This window comes from Pseudomonas sp. NPDC088368 (assembly GCF_044753445.1).
Classification (GTDB): domain Bacteria; phylum Pseudomonadota; class Gammaproteobacteria; order Pseudomonadales; family Pseudomonadaceae; genus Aquipseudomonas; species Aquipseudomonas bambusae.
Window position 1 is genome coordinate 469,642 of sequence record NZ_JBIVNG010000005.1, and the last position, 15,192, is coordinate 484,833.

General features: G+C 61.3%; 12 protein-coding genes. 2 read left to right on the top strand and 10 right to left on the bottom strand.

Annotated features, from left to right (window positions below):
* Nucleotides 1-192 precede the first annotated feature (192 nt).
* From hutG to hutU, 10 genes are all read right to left on the bottom strand, one after another.
* The gene (gene hutG, locus ACIQAL_RS13845) at nucleotides 193-996 is read right to left on the bottom strand and encodes an N-formylglutamate deformylase (RefSeq protein WP_401146133.1); all 804 of its coding nucleotides are present in this window, start codon (nucleotides 994-996) and stop codon (nucleotides 193-195) included.
* A gap of 24 nt (nucleotides 997-1,020) precedes the next feature.
* The gene (gene hutI / locus ACIQAL_RS13850) at nucleotides 1,021-2,226 is read right to left on the bottom strand and encodes an imidazolonepropionase (RefSeq protein WP_401146135.1); all 1,206 of its coding nucleotides are present in this window, start codon (nucleotides 2,224-2,226) and stop codon (nucleotides 1,021-1,023) included.
* A gap of 161 nt (nucleotides 2,227-2,387) precedes the next feature.
* A complete protein-coding gene (locus ACIQAL_RS13855; RefSeq protein WP_401146137.1) occupies nucleotides 2,388-3,782 on the bottom strand; it encodes an amino acid permease in 1,395 nt (464 codons plus the stop codon).
* Nucleotides 3,783-3,995: 213 nt separating this feature from the next.
* A complete protein-coding gene (gene hutH / locus ACIQAL_RS13860) occupies nucleotides 3,996-5,546 on the bottom strand; it encodes a histidine ammonia-lyase (RefSeq protein WP_401146140.1) in 1,551 nt (516 codons plus the stop codon).
* Complete coding sequence (gene hutH, locus ACIQAL_RS13865; RefSeq protein ID WP_401146142.1) at nucleotides 5,543-7,180, bottom strand: histidine ammonia-lyase; 1,638 nt, start codon at nucleotides 7,178-7,180, stop codon at nucleotides 5,543-5,545. Before hutH (ACIQAL_RS13865) ends, hutH (ACIQAL_RS13860) begins: the two co-directional genes overlap by 4 nt.
* A gap of 14 nt (nucleotides 7,181-7,194) precedes the next feature.
* Nucleotides 7,195-8,022 carry a glycine betaine/L-proline ABC transporter ATP-binding protein gene (locus tag ACIQAL_RS13870; RefSeq protein WP_401146144.1) on the bottom strand — a complete coding sequence of 276 codons (828 nt, stop codon included), beginning with the start codon at nucleotides 8,020-8,022 and terminating at the stop codon, nucleotides 7,195-7,197.
* Nucleotides 8,022-8,873: a proline/glycine betaine ABC transporter permease gene (locus ACIQAL_RS13875; protein ID WP_166598122.1), complete on the bottom strand. Its 852-nt coding sequence runs from the start codon at nucleotides 8,871-8,873 to the stop codon at nucleotides 8,022-8,024. Before ACIQAL_RS13875 ends, ACIQAL_RS13870 begins: the two co-directional genes overlap by 1 nt.
* A gap of 210 nt (nucleotides 8,874-9,083) precedes the next feature.
* Nucleotides 9,084-10,049, bottom strand: a complete 966-nt coding sequence (locus ACIQAL_RS13880; RefSeq protein WP_401146147.1) for an ABC transporter substrate-binding protein — start codon at nucleotides 10,047-10,049, stop codon at nucleotides 9,084-9,086.
* A 130-nt stretch (nucleotides 10,050-10,179) separates the two neighbouring features.
* The gene (locus ACIQAL_RS13885) at nucleotides 10,180-11,649 is read right to left on the bottom strand and encodes a purine-cytosine permease family protein (RefSeq protein WP_401146150.1); all 1,470 of its coding nucleotides are present in this window, start codon (nucleotides 11,647-11,649) and stop codon (nucleotides 10,180-10,182) included.
* Nucleotides 11,650-11,843: 194 nt separating this feature from the next.
* Nucleotides 11,844-13,541, bottom strand: a complete 1,698-nt coding sequence (hutU, locus tag ACIQAL_RS13890) for a urocanate hydratase (protein ID WP_401146153.1) — start codon at nucleotides 13,539-13,541, stop codon at nucleotides 11,844-11,846.
* Nucleotides 13,542-13,968: 427 nt separating this feature from the next.
* On the opposite strand from hutU, the gene ACIQAL_RS13895 reads away from it, so the two are divergent.
* Together ACIQAL_RS13895 and ACIQAL_RS13900 are read left to right on the top strand one after the other, a co-directional pair.
* Nucleotides 13,969-14,553: a sigma-70 family RNA polymerase sigma factor gene (locus tag ACIQAL_RS13895; RefSeq protein ID WP_166598126.1), complete on the top strand. Its 585-nt coding sequence runs from the start codon at nucleotides 13,969-13,971 to the stop codon at nucleotides 14,551-14,553.
* Nucleotides 14,550-15,191, top strand: coding sequence for a DUF1109 domain-containing protein (locus tag ACIQAL_RS13900; protein ID WP_401146155.1), 642 nt, complete (start codon nucleotides 14,550-14,552; stop codon nucleotides 15,189-15,191). The genes ACIQAL_RS13895 and ACIQAL_RS13900 overlap by 4 nt, the downstream gene beginning before the upstream one ends.
* The last annotated feature ends 1 nt before the right edge of the window (nucleotide 15,192 follow it).

The window sequence follows — 15,192 nt, forward strand, 5'->3', positions numbered from 1 at the left end:
TGGATACCTCGGTAGTGTCAGGCACACCGCATATGCAGGATTGGCTACTGCTTCGCAGCAGATCGTAGGCAAGCCAACTCCCACGCCTTCGGCAGAAGCTGACCGAAGCAAGCCAGCTCCTTGCCTTCGGCAGAAGCGGATCAGAGCAAGCCTCCGGCCAGAAGCTGATCGAGGCATGCCGGGATTGATGCCTTACTTCCCGTACTTCTCCCGCCCCCAGGCGATCATGCTTTCCAGCAGTGATTTCAACACCACCCGCGTTGGATCGGCCAGATCCGCGCGGTAGTGGAACGGCACGAACTCTTCCATGTACGTGCTCTGCGCCAGTTCCAGTTGCACCGCGTGGATGTTCTCGGCCGGGTTGCCGTAGTGGCGGGTGATGTGGCCGCCTTTGAAGCGTCCGTTGAGCACATGGCTGTAGTTCTTCGCGCCTGCGCACACCGCTTCAACGCGTTTTTCCAGCTCGGGATCGCAGCTCGCGCCGTTGAAGGTGCCGAGGTTGAAGTCCGGCAGGCGACCGTCGAACAAGTGCGGGATGTGGCCGCGAATCGAGTGGGCGTCGAACAGCAGCGCATAGCCGAATTCGTCGCGCAGACGCTCCAGCTCATTGCGCAGGGTGTCGTGGTACGGCGTCCAGATTTTCTCCAGATACGTTGCGCGCTCTTCCTGGGTCGGCACCTGGCCTTCCTTGAATAGCGGGTCGCCTTCGAACAGCGTCGAGGGGTACAGCCCGGTGGTCGCACCGGCGTACAGCGGCTTGTCGTCGGAGGGGCGGTTCAGGTCGATGACGAAGCGCGAATACTCGGCCGCCAGAACGCTGGCCCCCAGATCGTGAGCGAAATCGTAGAGGCGCGGGATGTGCCAGTCGGTGTCCGGCAGGCTCACGGCCTCGTCCACCAGCCCTTCGCGCACCACCGGCGTCAGATTCAGACCTGGGTGCGGCATGCTGATCAGCAGCGGCACGCGACCGCGAGTGAAACTAAATACCTTGTCCACAGTATTCTCCTGATTGGAAACGGCTTAGAAACGACTTTCCACGCCGTGACGCACGACGCGTTTATCCAGATTCCCGCCCAGCCAATAAGCCAGGTCCGCAGGCCGTTCGATGTTCCACGCGACGAAATCCGCCACCTTGCCGACTTCCAGCGAGCCGTGCGTTTCGGCCAGCCCCAACGCCCGCGCGGCATGAATCGTTGCGCCGGCCAGCGCTTCTTCCGGGGTCATGCGGAACAGGGTGCAGGCCATGTTCAGCATCAGTCGCAGCGACAGGCCCGGCGAGGTGCCAGGGTTGAGGTCGGTGGCGATGGCGATCTTCACGCCGTGCTTGCGCAGGGCGTCCATCGGAGGCAACTGAGTCTCGCGCAGGAAATAGAACGCTCCCGGCAGCAATACAGCGACGGTGCCGGAAGCGGCCATGGCGATGGCGTCTTCCTCGGTCATGAATTCCAGATGGTCAGCCGACAGCGCCTGATAACGGGCTGCCAGACTCGAACCATGCAGCGACGACAACTGCTCGGCGTGCAGCTTCACCGGCAAGCCCAACTGGCCAGCGGTGATGAACACCTGCTCGACCTGTGCAGGCGAAAACGCCAGGTATTCGCAGAACGCATCCACCGCATCCACCAGATTTTCAGCCGTCAGTGCAGGCAGCATTTCCGAGCAGATGTGGGCGATGTAATCGTCGGCGCGGTCTTTGTATTCAGGGGGCAGGGCGTGGGCAGCGAGGCAGGTGGTGCGCACAGTGACGGGGAGTTTTTCCCCGAGTCGGCGAGCGACGCGCAGCATTTTGCCTTCGCTGGCCAGGTCCAGGCCGTAGCCGGATTTGATCTCCAGCGTGGTCACGCCGTCCTTCAGTAAATGCTGCACACGGCGCTCGGCGCTGGCGTAGAGCTGCTCTTCGCTCGCCGCCCGTGTCGCGCGCACAGTGCTGGCGATACCGCCACCGGCCGCAGCGATCTCGGCATAGCTGACGCCTTGCAGACGCTGCTCGAATTCGCCGCTGCGATTGCCGCCGAACACGGTGTGGGTGTGGCAGTCGATCAGGCCAGGTGTGACCCACGCGCCGTTGAGGTCAACCTTTTGAGCGTCGGCCAGATCAGGGGCATCGCTCAGAGGACCGACCCAGGCAATGTGCGCTCCGTCGGTCACGATGGCCGCGTTCTCGATGATCGAATACGTGCCGTTTGCCATGGTTGCTGCGTGACAGTTATGCCAGAGCGTTTTCATCAATGCCTCCAGAGTCGTTAATCATGCGCCGAACTTCTGTGGGAGCGAATTCATTCGCGAAAAATCGTACATCCGATGGAGATGCGTTGAATGTACGGGCCTCTCGTCGGGATGCCGCCCAGAATGAATTCGCTCCCTCAGGTTATGAGTCAGTCCACAAATCAGTGTTTCGCTTCCAAATTGCTCGTGCTCTGGTTCGGCTTCACCCAAACCCGATACGCAATCACCAACATCACAATCCATACCGCACCCACCACCAGCGCCGCCTGCGTATCGGGGAAATACCCCAGCACCACAAACACGAACACCATGAACGCAGTGCCCGCTATCGGCGCCACCGGCCACAACGGCACCGGAAATTTCAATTGCGCGACGTCTTCCGGACTCATCGAGCGGCGCATCGCAATCTGCGTGACGAGGATCATCAGCCACACCCATACCGTTGCGAAGGTCGCGATGGACGCGATCAGCAGAAACACGTTCTCCGGAATCAGGTAATTCAGCACCACGCCGCAGAGCAATGCGGCGCCCATCACCAGTACGGTCATCCACGGCACGCCGTTGGCCGACAGCTGCGCGAACCCCTTGGGCGCCTGGCCCTGAATCGCCAGGCCGTACATCATGCGACCGGCGCCAAAAATGTCGCTGTTGATCGCCGAAATCGCCGCCGAGATCACCACGATGTTGAGGATGATCGCCGCCGAGGAAATCCCCAGGTTGTCGAAAATCTGGACGAACGGGCTGCCCTGGCTGCCGATGTCTTGCCACGGGTACAACGACATCAGCACGAACAGCGTCAGCACGTAAAACAGCAAAATCCGCAGCGGCACTGCGTTGATCGCACGGGGAATAACCCGCTCAGGATCACGCGCCTCGCCGGCTGCCACGCCAATGATTTCAATGCCGCCGAACGCGAACATCACCACCGCCAGCGCTGCGACCATGCCGCCGACGCCATTGGGCATGAAGCCGCCCTGGGTCCACAGATTGCTCACGTGGCTCACGCTGTCGCCCGCAGACGACCCGATGCCGAACAGCAAAATGCCGAAGCCCGCGAGGATCATCCCGATGATCGCGCCGACCTTGAGCAGCGACAGCCAGAATTCCGTTTCGCCAAACACTTTGACGCTGCACAGGTTGAGCGCGCCAATCACGAAAACGATGCCGAGCCCCCAGGTCCAGCGGGGCACGTCGGGAAACCAGAAACCCATGTAGATCCCGAATGCCGTGACGTCGGCCAGGCAGACGATGATCATCTCGAATGCGTAGGTCCAGCCCAGGACGAAGCCTGCCAGCGGGCCCAGGTATTGCGTGGCGTACTCGCTGAACGAGCCGGACACCGGGTTGCGCACGGCCATCTCGCCGAGTGCGCGCATGACCATGTACACCGCGGCACCCGCGATGAGGTAGACCAGCAGTACAGCAGGCCCGGCCAGTTTGATCGCCGACGCCGAGCCATAGAACAACCCGGTGCCGATGGCAGAACCCAGCGCCATGAAGCGAATGTGACGGGCGCTGAGCCCGCGTTTCAGATCTGTTGCGTTTTGCGGTTTCATCTCACGCTTTTCCTAGTCTTTCCTTTTGCTGAAATGAGGATGGGAACCCAATCCTGTAGGAGTGAGCTTGCTCGCGATAGCGGTTTGTCGGACACGCAATTAGCGCCTGATGAACCGTCATCGCGAGCAAGCTCGCTCCTACAGGGCGGTGGCGAAACGCCAAAAGCGCTCCCACCTTCATTTCAATGACAGGCCGTCCCTGGCCTGTCCCGATCAGAAGCTCGGCAGCAGGTCAGCGGAAACCAGTTCGCTCAGGCAATTGGATGCCAGCAGCGCGGTGGCGGCCTCGATGTCAGGGGCGAAGAAGCGGTCTTTTTCGTAGAACGGGACTTTGCCGCGCAGGGTGGTGCGGGCGATTTCCAGTTTTTCCGAGGTCTTCAGACCATTGCGCAGGTCCAGACCCTGACACGCAGCCAGCCATTCTACAGCCAGCACGCCACGGGTGTTTTCCGCCATTTCCCACAGACGCTTGCCAGCGGCGGGTGCCATCGACACGTGGTCTTCCTGGTTGGCCGAGGTCGGCAGGCTGTCAACGCTGTGCGGGTGGGACAGCGCCTTGTTCTCGCTGGCCAATGCCGCTGCGGTCACCTGGGCGATCATGAAGCCGGAGTTCACGCCGCCATTGGCCACCAGAAACGGCGGCAGTTGCGACATGTGCTTGTCCATCATCAGCGAGATGCGGCGTTCGCTCAGCGAGCCGATTTCAGCGATGGCCAGCGCGATGTTGTCGGCGGCCATGGCCACCGGCTCGGCGTGGAAGTTGCCGCCCGAGATGATGTCGTCTTCGGCGGCGAACACCAGCGGGTTGTCGGAGACGGCGTTGGATTCGACGGCCAGCACTTCAGCGGCTTGACGCAACTGGGTCAGGCACGCGCCCATGACCTGTGGTTGGCAGCGCAGCGAATACGGGTCCTGAACCTTGTCGCAGTCGCGGTGGGAGTCGGAGACCTGGCTGCTGTCACCCAGCAAGTCGCGATAGGCCGCGGCGGAATCGATCTGGCCACGTTGACCACGGGCGGCGTGAATCCGCGCATCGAACGGCGAACGCGAGCCGAGCACTGCTTCAACGGTCAGCGCGCCGCAGCTCAAGGCGCCGGCGAACAGGTCTTCGCCTTCGAACAGGCCGCGCAGGGCGTACGCGGTCGACACCTGCGTGCCGTTCAGCAGGGCCAGGCCTTCTTTTGCGGCGAGAGTCAGCGGCTTGAGACCGGCTACGGCCAGCGCTTCAACGGCGTTCAGCCACTGGCCCTTGTAACGCGCCTTGCCTTCGCCCAGTAGCACCAGCGACATGTGCGCCAGTGGCGCGAGGTCGCCGGACGCACCGACCGAACCTTTCAGCGGAATGTGCGGATAGACCTCGGCGTTGATCAGCGCGATCAGCGCGTCGATCACCTGACGACGAATGCCCGAGAAACCACGGCTCAGGCTGTTGACCTTGAGCACCATGATCAGGCGCACCAACTCGTCGCTGATCGGCTGACCGACGCCTGCGGCGTGAGACAACACCAGCGAGCGTTGCAGGTTTTCCAGATCGGCGCTGGCGATGCGGGTCGAAGCCAGCAGGCCGAAACCGGTGTTGATGCCGTAGGCCGTGCGGTCTTCAGCAAGGATGCGCTCGACGCAGGCCACGCTGTCTTCGATCTGTTGGTCGGCGCTGGCGTCCAACGTGAGGGTCACGGGTTGCTGATAGATCGCGCGCAGTTGCGCCAGGGTCAACTGGCCGGGGATCAGGTTCAGCGGGGTCGCCTTTTGGGTGTCGGTCACGATGCTGCTACTCCTTCGTTGATGTCGGTCGCGTGCCTTGAACTGGCTCCTGCCTGTTCCGCGCTTGTGGCGCTCGGACTGCGACTGTTGCTGTTATGGGTTGCCGCATAATCGCGGCAGACCTGAAAGACGGTTTCCAGTGATTCTTCGTTCTTGAGCAGGGTCACGCTGCTGGCGATGTCCGGGGCCAGCCAGCGGTCTTCGTCATAAGCCGGAACGCGCTCACGCAGCAGACGCCACGCGGCTTCGGTGCCGACGCCGAAGCGCGGCCCCTTGAAGAATTCGAAGGCCTGAGCCGCCAGCAAATACTCGATAGCGAGGATCTGCGTGACGTTTTCGAGCACCTTGTGCAGCTTCAACGCGGCGCTGGTGCCCATGCTCAAATGGTCTTCTTGAAGCCCCGACGTCACGTAGTTGTCGATGACGGCCGGTTGCGCCAACTGACGATTTTCCGCGCAGAGGGAAGCGGCGACATATTGCACGATCATCATCCCGGAGTTGACCCCCGGCTGGCTGACCAGAAATGCAGGCAGGCCGCTGACGGTCGGGTTGATCAAGCGGTCCAGACGCCGCTCGGCAATCGAGCCGAGTTCGGCCATCGCAATGGCGAGCAGGTCTGCCACCATCGCTACTGACTGACCGTGCGGGTTGGCTTGCGAGACGACGCGATAGGCGTCAGGCGTGCCCAGCAGCAGTGGGTTGTCGGTGGCCGAATTCAGCTCGGTTTCGATCTGCTGCGTGGCGTGGGCGAGTTGGTCGCGGGTGGCCCCGTGGACCTGCGGAATCGAACGGATGCTCAAGGCGTCCTGTGTACGAATGCCCTTGCTGTTGGCCAAGACTTCGCTGCCCGCCAACAGACCGCGCAGGTTTTTGCCCACTTGCTGCATGCCCGGATGGGGCTTGAGCGCAATGATCGTTTCATCGAATGCGTCGAGCTGACCGCGCAGGCCTTCGAAGGTCATGGCGCTGATCACGTCGGCCCATTGCATCAGGCGATTCACGTCGGCGATGGCCAGGCAGCTCAGGCCGGTCATGCACGGCGTGCCGTTGACAAGACACAACCCGTCCTTGGCGCCCAGTTCGACCGGCGACAGACCTTCCTCGCTCAGCGCTTGCAATGCCGATACGACTTGCCCGCGATAGCTGACCTGACCGACGCCCAGCAGCGCGACGCCGATGTGTGCCATGTGGGTCAGGTAGCCGACCGAACCCTGGGACGGCACCTGCGGCGTGATGCGGCGGTTGAGCAACGCCATCAGCGCTTCGACCACCTGACGATGGATGCCGGACTTGCCCTGTGTGTAGTTGATGATCGCGGCGCAGATGATCGCGCGGGTCTGCTCATCGGGCAGCGCCGGGCCGACACCGCAGGCGTGACTGAGCAGCGTGTTGCGCGACAGGCGACTCAGTTGCTCGCCTTGCAGTGACACGTTGCACAGCGCGCCCAACCCGGTGTTCACGCCGTAGGCGCGTTCGTCGCTGGCGACGATGCGCTGCACGATGGCCTGGGCGTTGTCGATTCGTGCCCAGGCGTTATCGGACAACGCCAGCGTGGCGCCATAACGGGCCACGGCGGTGATGTCCTGCCAGGTGACCCGTGCATCGCCGATGATGATCTGTTCTGCTCGCGACATGACTACAGCCGTCCTTAAATGGTCGCCACCCGCCGCTGGACGAAACGGTCAACGTAGTCGTCAGCAGGGGAGTAGAGGATTTCTTTGGGGGTGCCGACCTGAATCAACCGGCCATCCTTGAGAATGGCGATGCGGTTGCCGATGCGTACCGCTTCATCGAGGTCGTGGGTGATGAAAACGATGGTTTTCTTCAGCGTCGCTTGCAGCTCCAGCAACTGGTCCTGCATTTCGGCGCGGATCAGCGGGTCAAGGGCGCTGAACGCTTCGTCCATCAGAATGATGTCGGTGTCGGCTGCCAGCGCACGGGCCAGGCCCACACGCTGACGCATGCCGCCCGAGAGCTGATGCGGGTACTTCTTCTCGTAGCCCTTCAAGCCGACGGTGGTGATCCAGTGCTGCGCACGCTCGGCACATTGCGCCTTGCTCTCGCCGCGAATCGCCAGGCCGTAGGCCACGTTGTCGGCCACGGTTTTATGGGGCAGCAGGCCGAAGCTCTGGAACACCATGCTGATCTTGTGGCGACGGAAGTTGCGCAGCGCTTCCATGTCGTATGTCAGGATGTTCTCGCCATCTACCAGAATCTCGCCGCTGGTGGGGTCGATCAGGCGATTGAAGTGGCGCACCAGCGTAGATTTGCCGGAACCCGACAGGCCCATGATCACGAAGATCTCGCCGCTGCCGATCGACAGCGACAGGTCGTTCACGCCGACTACACAGCCAGTCTGAGCGAGGACCTGATCCTTGCTCTGGTTCTGCTGGACCATCGCCAACGCGTCGTTGGCGCGGTTGCCGAAGATTTTGTAGACGTTTTTGACGACGATTTTGTTTTGTTCAGCGCTCATCACTTGCTCGCCTCATGCCGTGGGCGGCCATAGGCCTGCGTGATACGGTCGATCACGACCGCCAGGATGACGATGGCCAGACCCGCTTCCAGGCCGCGACCGACGTTGAGCGTCTGAATGCCCACCAGCACGTCTTCGCCCAGGCCACGTGCGCCGATCATCGAGGCGATCACCACCATCGACAGGGCCATCATGGTGGTCTGGTTGATCCCGGCCATGATGCTCGGCAGGGCCAGCGGCAGTTGCACGCCGAACAGTTGCTGCCAGCGGTTGGCGCCGAACGCGTTGATTGCTTCCATCACTTCGCCATCGACCTGACGGATGCCGAGGTCGGTCAGGCGAATCAGCGGCGGCGCGGCGTAGATCACGGTCGCGAAAATCGCCGGGACCTTGCCCAGGCCAAACAGCATCAGCACCGGGATCAGGTACACGAAGCTCGGCATGGTCTGCATGATGTCGAGCAACGGCATCAGCACCGAACGCAGGCGATTGCTGCGCGCGGAGAGAATCCCCAGCGGCACGCCGATCAGCACCGAGATGAACGTGGCGACCAGCATCAGCGCGAGGGTCTGCATCAGCTTGTCCCACAGGCCGACCGCGCCAACCAGGAACAGCAGGCCGACCACCACCGCCGTGGTGGTGAACTTTCGGGTGGCATGCCAGGCGATGAGGCCGACGATGGCCAGCAACACCCACCACGGCGCCACGCGCAGCAGGCCTTCGAGTTTGACGATGGCCCACAGCAGCGTGTCGGAGATGTGCCGGAACACGTCGCCGTAGTTGGTGACCAGTTTGTCGACCCAGTCATTGACCCAGTCGGCGATGGAGAACGTGAAGCTTTCGGGGAACATAGGTTTTCTCGATCTTTTAGGTAGTGCAGATCCGTTGTTCAGGTACTGCCTGGATTCTGCGGCTGACACCGGACCTGTAGGAGTGAATTCATTCGCGATGCAGAGGTACAGATGACAGATACGTGTCGAATGTACGGTCGTCTCGCGGATGAATCCGCTCCCACAGTATTCGTGCACACCGCCAGTTCGTGCGGCATCCGGATCTAAGTCTTACAACGAAGCCTCTACCTTCTTGGCAGCGTCTTCGCTGACCCACTGGTGCCAGACCTCAGGATGTTCCTTGAGGAAGATCTTCGCCAGCTTTGGCGACTCGATGCGATCTTTGGTCATGCGCGCCAGGTTCTGGTTCAGCAGGTCGATCGGGAAGTTCACCTTTTCCAGCACCGACACCAGCTCGGGGGCCTGTTCGTGGAAGGTCTTGGACAGACCGACCTTGATGTCGATGGTCTTGTTCACGCCCGCTTTTTCTTCCAGGCGCACCATGTCCACTTGGCCCATTAGCGGCGTCGGCGACCAGTAGTACGCGAGGATCGGCTCGCCACGTTTGTAACTCGACAGAATCGCCGCATCCAGCGCAGGGCCGGTGCCAGGGCGGAAGTTGGTGTACTTGCCTTCCAGACCGTAGCTTTTCAGCATCTCGCTGTTTTCCAGCTCACAGGTCCAGCCGGCCGGGCAGTTGTAGAAACGGCCCTTGTCCGGCTCTTCGGCGTCCTTGAAGACCGCTGCGTATTTACCCAGATCGGCAATCGTTTTCAGGTCCGGCGCCTTGGCTTCCAGCTTGCGCTTGGCGTCGCCTTCGATCACGTAGCGCGGCACGTACCAGCCTTCTACGGCACCTTTGACCGGCGCGCCGACACCCACCACTTTCCCGGCGGCTTCGGCCTTGTTCCACACTTCGCTGCGGCCTACCCACTCTTCCGCGAAGATCTGAATGTCGTTGGTGCTCAGGGCGTTTTCCATGGTGATGGAGTTGCCGGGCAGGCTGTCGGTTTCGCAGCCGTAACCCTTGTTCAACACCACTTGCAGGACGTCGGTCAGCAGCATTGCGCTTTCCCAGTTCAGACCGGCGAATTTCACCGGTTTGCCAGACTCACACCATCCCGCTGCCTGGCTGGCACCACTGGCGAACAAGCCTGCGGTCAGCAGTGTGGATAGCAGGGCCTTTTTGGATTTCATTATGTGTAGCTCCTGGTCTTGAATGGGTTTTCGACAATCACCAAAGCGATCGGCACTCGGCCTGATCAAAGGCCGGATGTGGGTTTTGCACCGCTTTGGCACAGCTTTAACAGACGGGCATGACGAACTTTCAGTTCACCGCAGCCTGCGTCGGTGCTGCGTTTTTGGGTGTTTGAGGCATCCCGTCTTCGGTCGGAAGAATCAGACGGTCGGCGATCTTGCCGGGCCATTTCCGCGCGGCGACGTAATACAACACCGCAGGCACCACCAGACCGATGATCCACGAGATGTCGGTGTCATCAAGGCTGGCTACCAGCGGCCCGGTGTAGAAATGGGTCGAGATGAACGGCATCTGAATCAGCACGCCGATCACGTAGATGCTGATGCCTACCCAGTTCCACCGACCATAACGACCGTCCGGGTTGGACAGGGCAGGGATGTCGTAGCGCTCCTTAGTGATGCAGTAGAAGTCCACCAGGTTGATCGCGCTCCACGGCGTGAAAAACGCTAGCAGGAACAGGATGAACGCCGAGAAATCCTTGAGGAACGAATCCTTGCCCAGCAACGCCAGCGCGGTGGCGATGCCGACCATCGCGAAGATGTACGTCAGGCGCAGCGCGCTGGAGATGTGGCGATTGCCGCGAAAGCCGCTGACGATGGTCGCGATCGACATGAAGCTGCCGTAGGCGTTGAGTGTGGTGATCGTCACCTTGCCGAACGCGATGCTGAAATACAGCGCGGCGGCCACGGCCCCGGTGCCGCCCAGGCCGACGATGTACGAGACTTCGTGATGAGCGAAATTCTTGCCGGCCAGTGCCGCCGCGAACACGCCAAACACCATCGAAGCCTGTGCGCCAATCACCGACCCCAGGCCGACGGCCCAGAATGTCTTGCTTGCCGATGTGCTGCGCGGCAGGTAACGCGAGTAGTCCGCGACGTACGGGCCGAACGCGATCTGCCACGAGGCCGACAGGGAAATCGCCAGCAGGAAGCTGCTCAGCGAGAAGTGTTTGTTGCCCAGCAGCGCGCCGACGTCGTTACCCGCCAGCAGTGCGCCGAACAGGTAAACGAAGGCGATCACGCCGATAATGCTGGCGACCCGGCCGATCATGTGGATGACCCGGTAGCCGAAGATGGTCAGGACGACGATGGCAGCGGCGAACAGCACGATGCCTTGCCAGTCGGGGACCTGAATCAGTTGAGCGACGGCTTGCCCGGCCAGCAACGAGCCGCTGGCAGAAAAGCCGATGTACATCAGGCACACCAGCACCAACGGGATCACGGCCCCGTAGACGCCGAACTGCACCCGACTGGAAATCATCTGCGGCAGGCCCAGTTTCGGACCTTGCGCCGCGTGCAGCGCCATTACGCCACCGCCCAGCAGTTGACCGATGAACAGACCGATCAACGACCAAAACACGTCGCCGCCCAACACCACGGCCAAGGCCCCGGTGACGATGGCGGTGATTTGCAGATTCGCACCCAGCCAGAGGGTGAATTGACTGAACAGACGACCATGTCTTTCCGCGTCAGGGATGTAGTCGATCGAACGCCTTTCGATCACCGAAGCTTGTGCAACACGATCCTCTGGAACAGCCATCACAACATCCTCAAAAACGTGGGCAGGACATCAAAAACAAACTGTATGACCCACGCAGAATTCATTGCTGAACCGCGCCACTGTGGGAGCGAATTCATTCGCGAAAATGGCACGGACGACATAGATGTATCGTCTGAAAAACCATCGCGAATGAATTCGCTCCCACAGGTGGTGCGTACACCCGTGGGATTCGATCAGTGATTGATCATCGGCAGGTTCAAACCCTGCTCTTTGGCGCAGTCGATTGCGATCTGGTAACCGGCATCGGCGTGGCGCATGACGCCGGTGGCCGGATCGTTGTGCAGCACGCGAGCGATACGCTCGGCTGCTTCGTCAGTGCCGTCACAGACGATCACCATCCCCGAATGCTGCGAGAAGCCCATGCCGACGCCGCCGCCGTGGTGCAGCGACACCCATGTCGCGCCGCTTGCGGTGTTGAGCAGGGCGTTGAGCAATGGCCAGTCGGACACCGCGTCCGAGCCGTCTTGCATCGATTCGGTTTCGCGGTTCGGGCTGGAAACGGAGCCGGAGTCCAGGTGGTCACGACCGATCACGACCGGTGCAGACAGCTCGCCACTGCGCACCATTTCGTTGAATGCCAGACCCAGCTTGGCGCGCTGGCCCAGACCGACCCAGCAGATACGTGCCGGCAGACCCTGGAAGCTGATGCGCTCGCGGGCCATGTCCAGCCAGTTGTGCAGATGGTCGTCGTCCGGGATCAGCTCCTTGACCTTGGCGTCGGTCTTGTAGATGTCTTCCGGGTTGCCCGACAGCGCGGCCCAGCGGAACGGGCCGATGCCACGGCAGAACAACGGACGGATGTACGCCGGGACGAAACCCGGGAAGTCAAACGCGTTGCTCACGCCTTCTTCCTTGGCCATCTGGCGGATGTTGTTGCCGTAGTCGAAGGTCGGGATGCCTTGTTTCTGGAACGCCAGCATCGCTTCGACGTGTTCGGCCATCGACTGCTTGGCAGCCTTGACCACGGCAGCCGGTTCGGTGATGGCGCGGTCGCGGTACTGCTCCCAGGTCCAGCCTTTTGGCAGGTAGCCGTTGAGCGGGTCGTGGGCGCTGGTCTGGTCGGTGACCATGTCAGGGCGCACGCCACGACGGACCAGTTCCGGGAGGATTTCAGCGGCGTTGCCCAGCAGTGCGATGGAGATCGCCTTGCCTTCGGCGGTGTATTTGGCGATGCGGGCCAGCGCGTCGTCGAGGTCAGTGGCTTGCTCGTCGACGTAGCGGCTTTTCAGGCGGAAATCGATGCGGCTCTGCTGGCATTCGATGTTCAGCGAGCAGGCGCCCGCCAATGTTGCCGCCAGAGGCTGTGCGCCACCCATGCCGCCCAAGCCTGCGGTCAGGACCCAACGGCCTTTCAGGTTGCCGTCGAAGTGTTGGCGACCGGCTTCAACGAAGGTCTCGTAAGTGCCCTGAACGATGCCCTGGCTACCGATGTAGATCCAGCTGCCAGCGGTCATCTGGCCGTACATGGCCAAGCCTTTGGCGTCCAGTTCGTTGAAGTGTTCCCAGTTGGCCCAGTGCGGCACCAGGTTGGAGTTGGCGATCAGCACGCGCGGGGCATTGCTGTGGGTCTTGAACACGCCGACCGGCTTGCCGGATTGCACCAGCAGGGTCTCGTCGTCGTTCAGGTTGGTCAGGCTTTCGACGATCTTGTCGTAGCACTCCCAGTTACGCGCCGCACGACCGATACCGCCGTAGACCACCAGCTCGTTGGGGTTCTCGGCGACTTCCGGGTCGAGGTTGTTCATCAGCATGCGCAGCGGCGCTTCGGTCAGCCAGCTCTTGGCGGTCAGTTGGGTGCCGCGGGCTGCGCGGATTTCCACGTCGCGGCGTTTGGTCCATTGCTGAGCTGGGGTTTTGTTGTCAGTAGTCACGTCACAATCCTCGATGGTCAATCCGGCCCAGGCACTGGGCTGACGGTGCCTGTGTCGAACAGGCGGAATATGGGTCTGGCAGATCTGGCGCCGCTGACAGTGAATCGAAGCGGTGCACTCGCAATACTCTTTCATACTCATATTCACTTGTACATACAAGCATATGCAACCTCAGGGCCAACTCGCCTTTTCCACTCGCTGAAACCTCGCCAAGCCTCAAGACACAAGGCGCATAGCAATTTCGACGGAGCGTGTCGGACCACACGCGCCCGTTACTGCGGACGTTGAATTGTTACTTTTGGGTGCGAACGCTCCATGACAGTGCATTCGGTAACAGAAAATTGAATTGTGTGAAAAGGAGGTTCGGCATCTACTGCACGGGCGATTTACAAAGAAAATTTCAACGCGGATGTAACCAGGGCGACCGATGGACCGAATTACAGATCACGCTGCGCACACCACCGCCTTGCGGACCCGGGAAACGCAGCTTCAATCGTTGTTTCTGGCGGGTCAGGACGGCAACGAGCGGGCTTACAGGACATTCCTGACCGACTTGAGCACTCACCTGCGCGGTTTTTTGCGCGCGCGGCTTCAGCGTCAGCCCGGTGAGATCGAAGACTTGTTGCAGGAAGTGTTACTGGCGGTGCACAACGCTCGGCATACGTACCGGGTCGATCAGCCGTTGACCGCCTGGGTGTTTGCCATTGCTCGCTATAAACTCACGGATTTTTACCGTGCGAGGTCCAGGGGCGATGTGTTCAACGACTCGCTGGACGACACCGCCGAGCTGTTCGCCGAACCCGAGCTTGAGCCTGCCCAGGCCAGTCGCGATTTGAGCAAGCTGTTGGGCGATCTGCCTGACCGTCAGCGCTTGCCGATCATGCACGTGAAGCTTGAGGGGTTGTCGGTGACAGAAACCGCGAAGATGACCGGGCTTTCCGAGTCGGCGGTCAAGATTGGCGTGCATCGCGGCCTCAAGGCGCTGGCGGCACGCATACGAGGTACACGATGAAAACCGATGATCTGATTTCCATGCTCGCGGGCGGCGTCGCCCCGGTTGATCGCGGGCAGCTTGCCAAGCGTTTCAGTCTAGCTGTGGTGCTCGCCGCGCTGGGTTCGTTATTGATGGTGTTGGTGAAGTTTGGCGCCCGGCCTGACCTGATGGAAGCTGCCCAGACCCCGCTGTTCTGGGGCAAAGTCGCGTTCCCGGCGTGCCTGGGCGTGGGTTCGTTGTGGATGGTCCTTCGTCTGGCGCGACCTGGCCTGAGCGCGGGTTCGGGGCGCTGGCTGGTGGGGGCGGGCGTGCTGCTGGTCTGGCTGGCGGGTGTGATTGCCTTGATACAGGCGCCTGCGGATGCGCGAGTAGCGATGGTTTTTGGCAAAACCTGGAAAGTCTGCGCGATCAACATCGTGCTGTTGTCGATTCCGGGCTTCATCGCGATCTTCTGGGCGCTGCGTGGCATGGCGCCGACCCGTCTGCGTCTGGCGGGGGCCAGCGGCGGATTGCTCGCCGGTTCGCTGGCGACCATCGCCTACTGCCTGCATTGCCCTGAAATGGAAATTCCGTTCTGGGGCGTCTGGTATCTCATGGGGTTGGTGTCATCCACCGTAATCGGTGCGCTGGTCGGGCCCCGGGTTTTGCGCTGGTAGG

Excerpts from the sequence above, each read along its gene's own strand:
- hutI (WP_401146135.1), bottom strand. The coding sequence starts at position 2,226 with ATGAAAACGCTCTGGCATAACTGTCACGCAGCAACCATGGCAAACGGC.
- ACIQAL_RS13855 (WP_401146137.1), bottom strand. The coding sequence starts at position 3,782 with ATGAAACCGCAAAACGCAACAGATCTGAAACGCGGGCTCAGCGCCCGT.
- hutH (WP_401146142.1), bottom strand. The coding sequence starts at position 7,180 with ATGTCGCGAGCAGAACAGATCATCATCGGCGATGCACGGGTCACCTGG.
- ACIQAL_RS13870 (WP_401146144.1), bottom strand. The coding sequence starts at position 8,022 with ATGAGCGCTGAACAAAACAAAATCGTCGTCAAAAACGTCTACAAAATC.
- ACIQAL_RS13875 (WP_166598122.1), bottom strand. The coding sequence starts at position 8,873 with ATGTTCCCCGAAAGCTTCACGTTCTCCATCGCCGACTGGGTCAATGAC.
- ACIQAL_RS13880 (WP_401146147.1), bottom strand. The coding sequence starts at position 10,049 with ATGAAATCCAAAAAGGCCCTGCTATCCACACTGCTGACCGCAGGCTTG.
- ACIQAL_RS13885 (WP_401146150.1), bottom strand. The coding sequence starts at position 11,649 with ATGGCTGTTCCAGAGGATCGTGTTGCACAAGCTTCGGTGATCGAAAGG.
- ACIQAL_RS13895 (WP_166598126.1), top strand. The coding sequence starts at position 13,969 with ATGGACCGAATTACAGATCACGCTGCGCACACCACCGCCTTGCGGACC.
- ACIQAL_RS13900 (WP_401146155.1), top strand. The coding sequence starts at position 14,550 with ATGAAAACCGATGATCTGATTTCCATGCTCGCGGGCGGCGTCGCCCCG.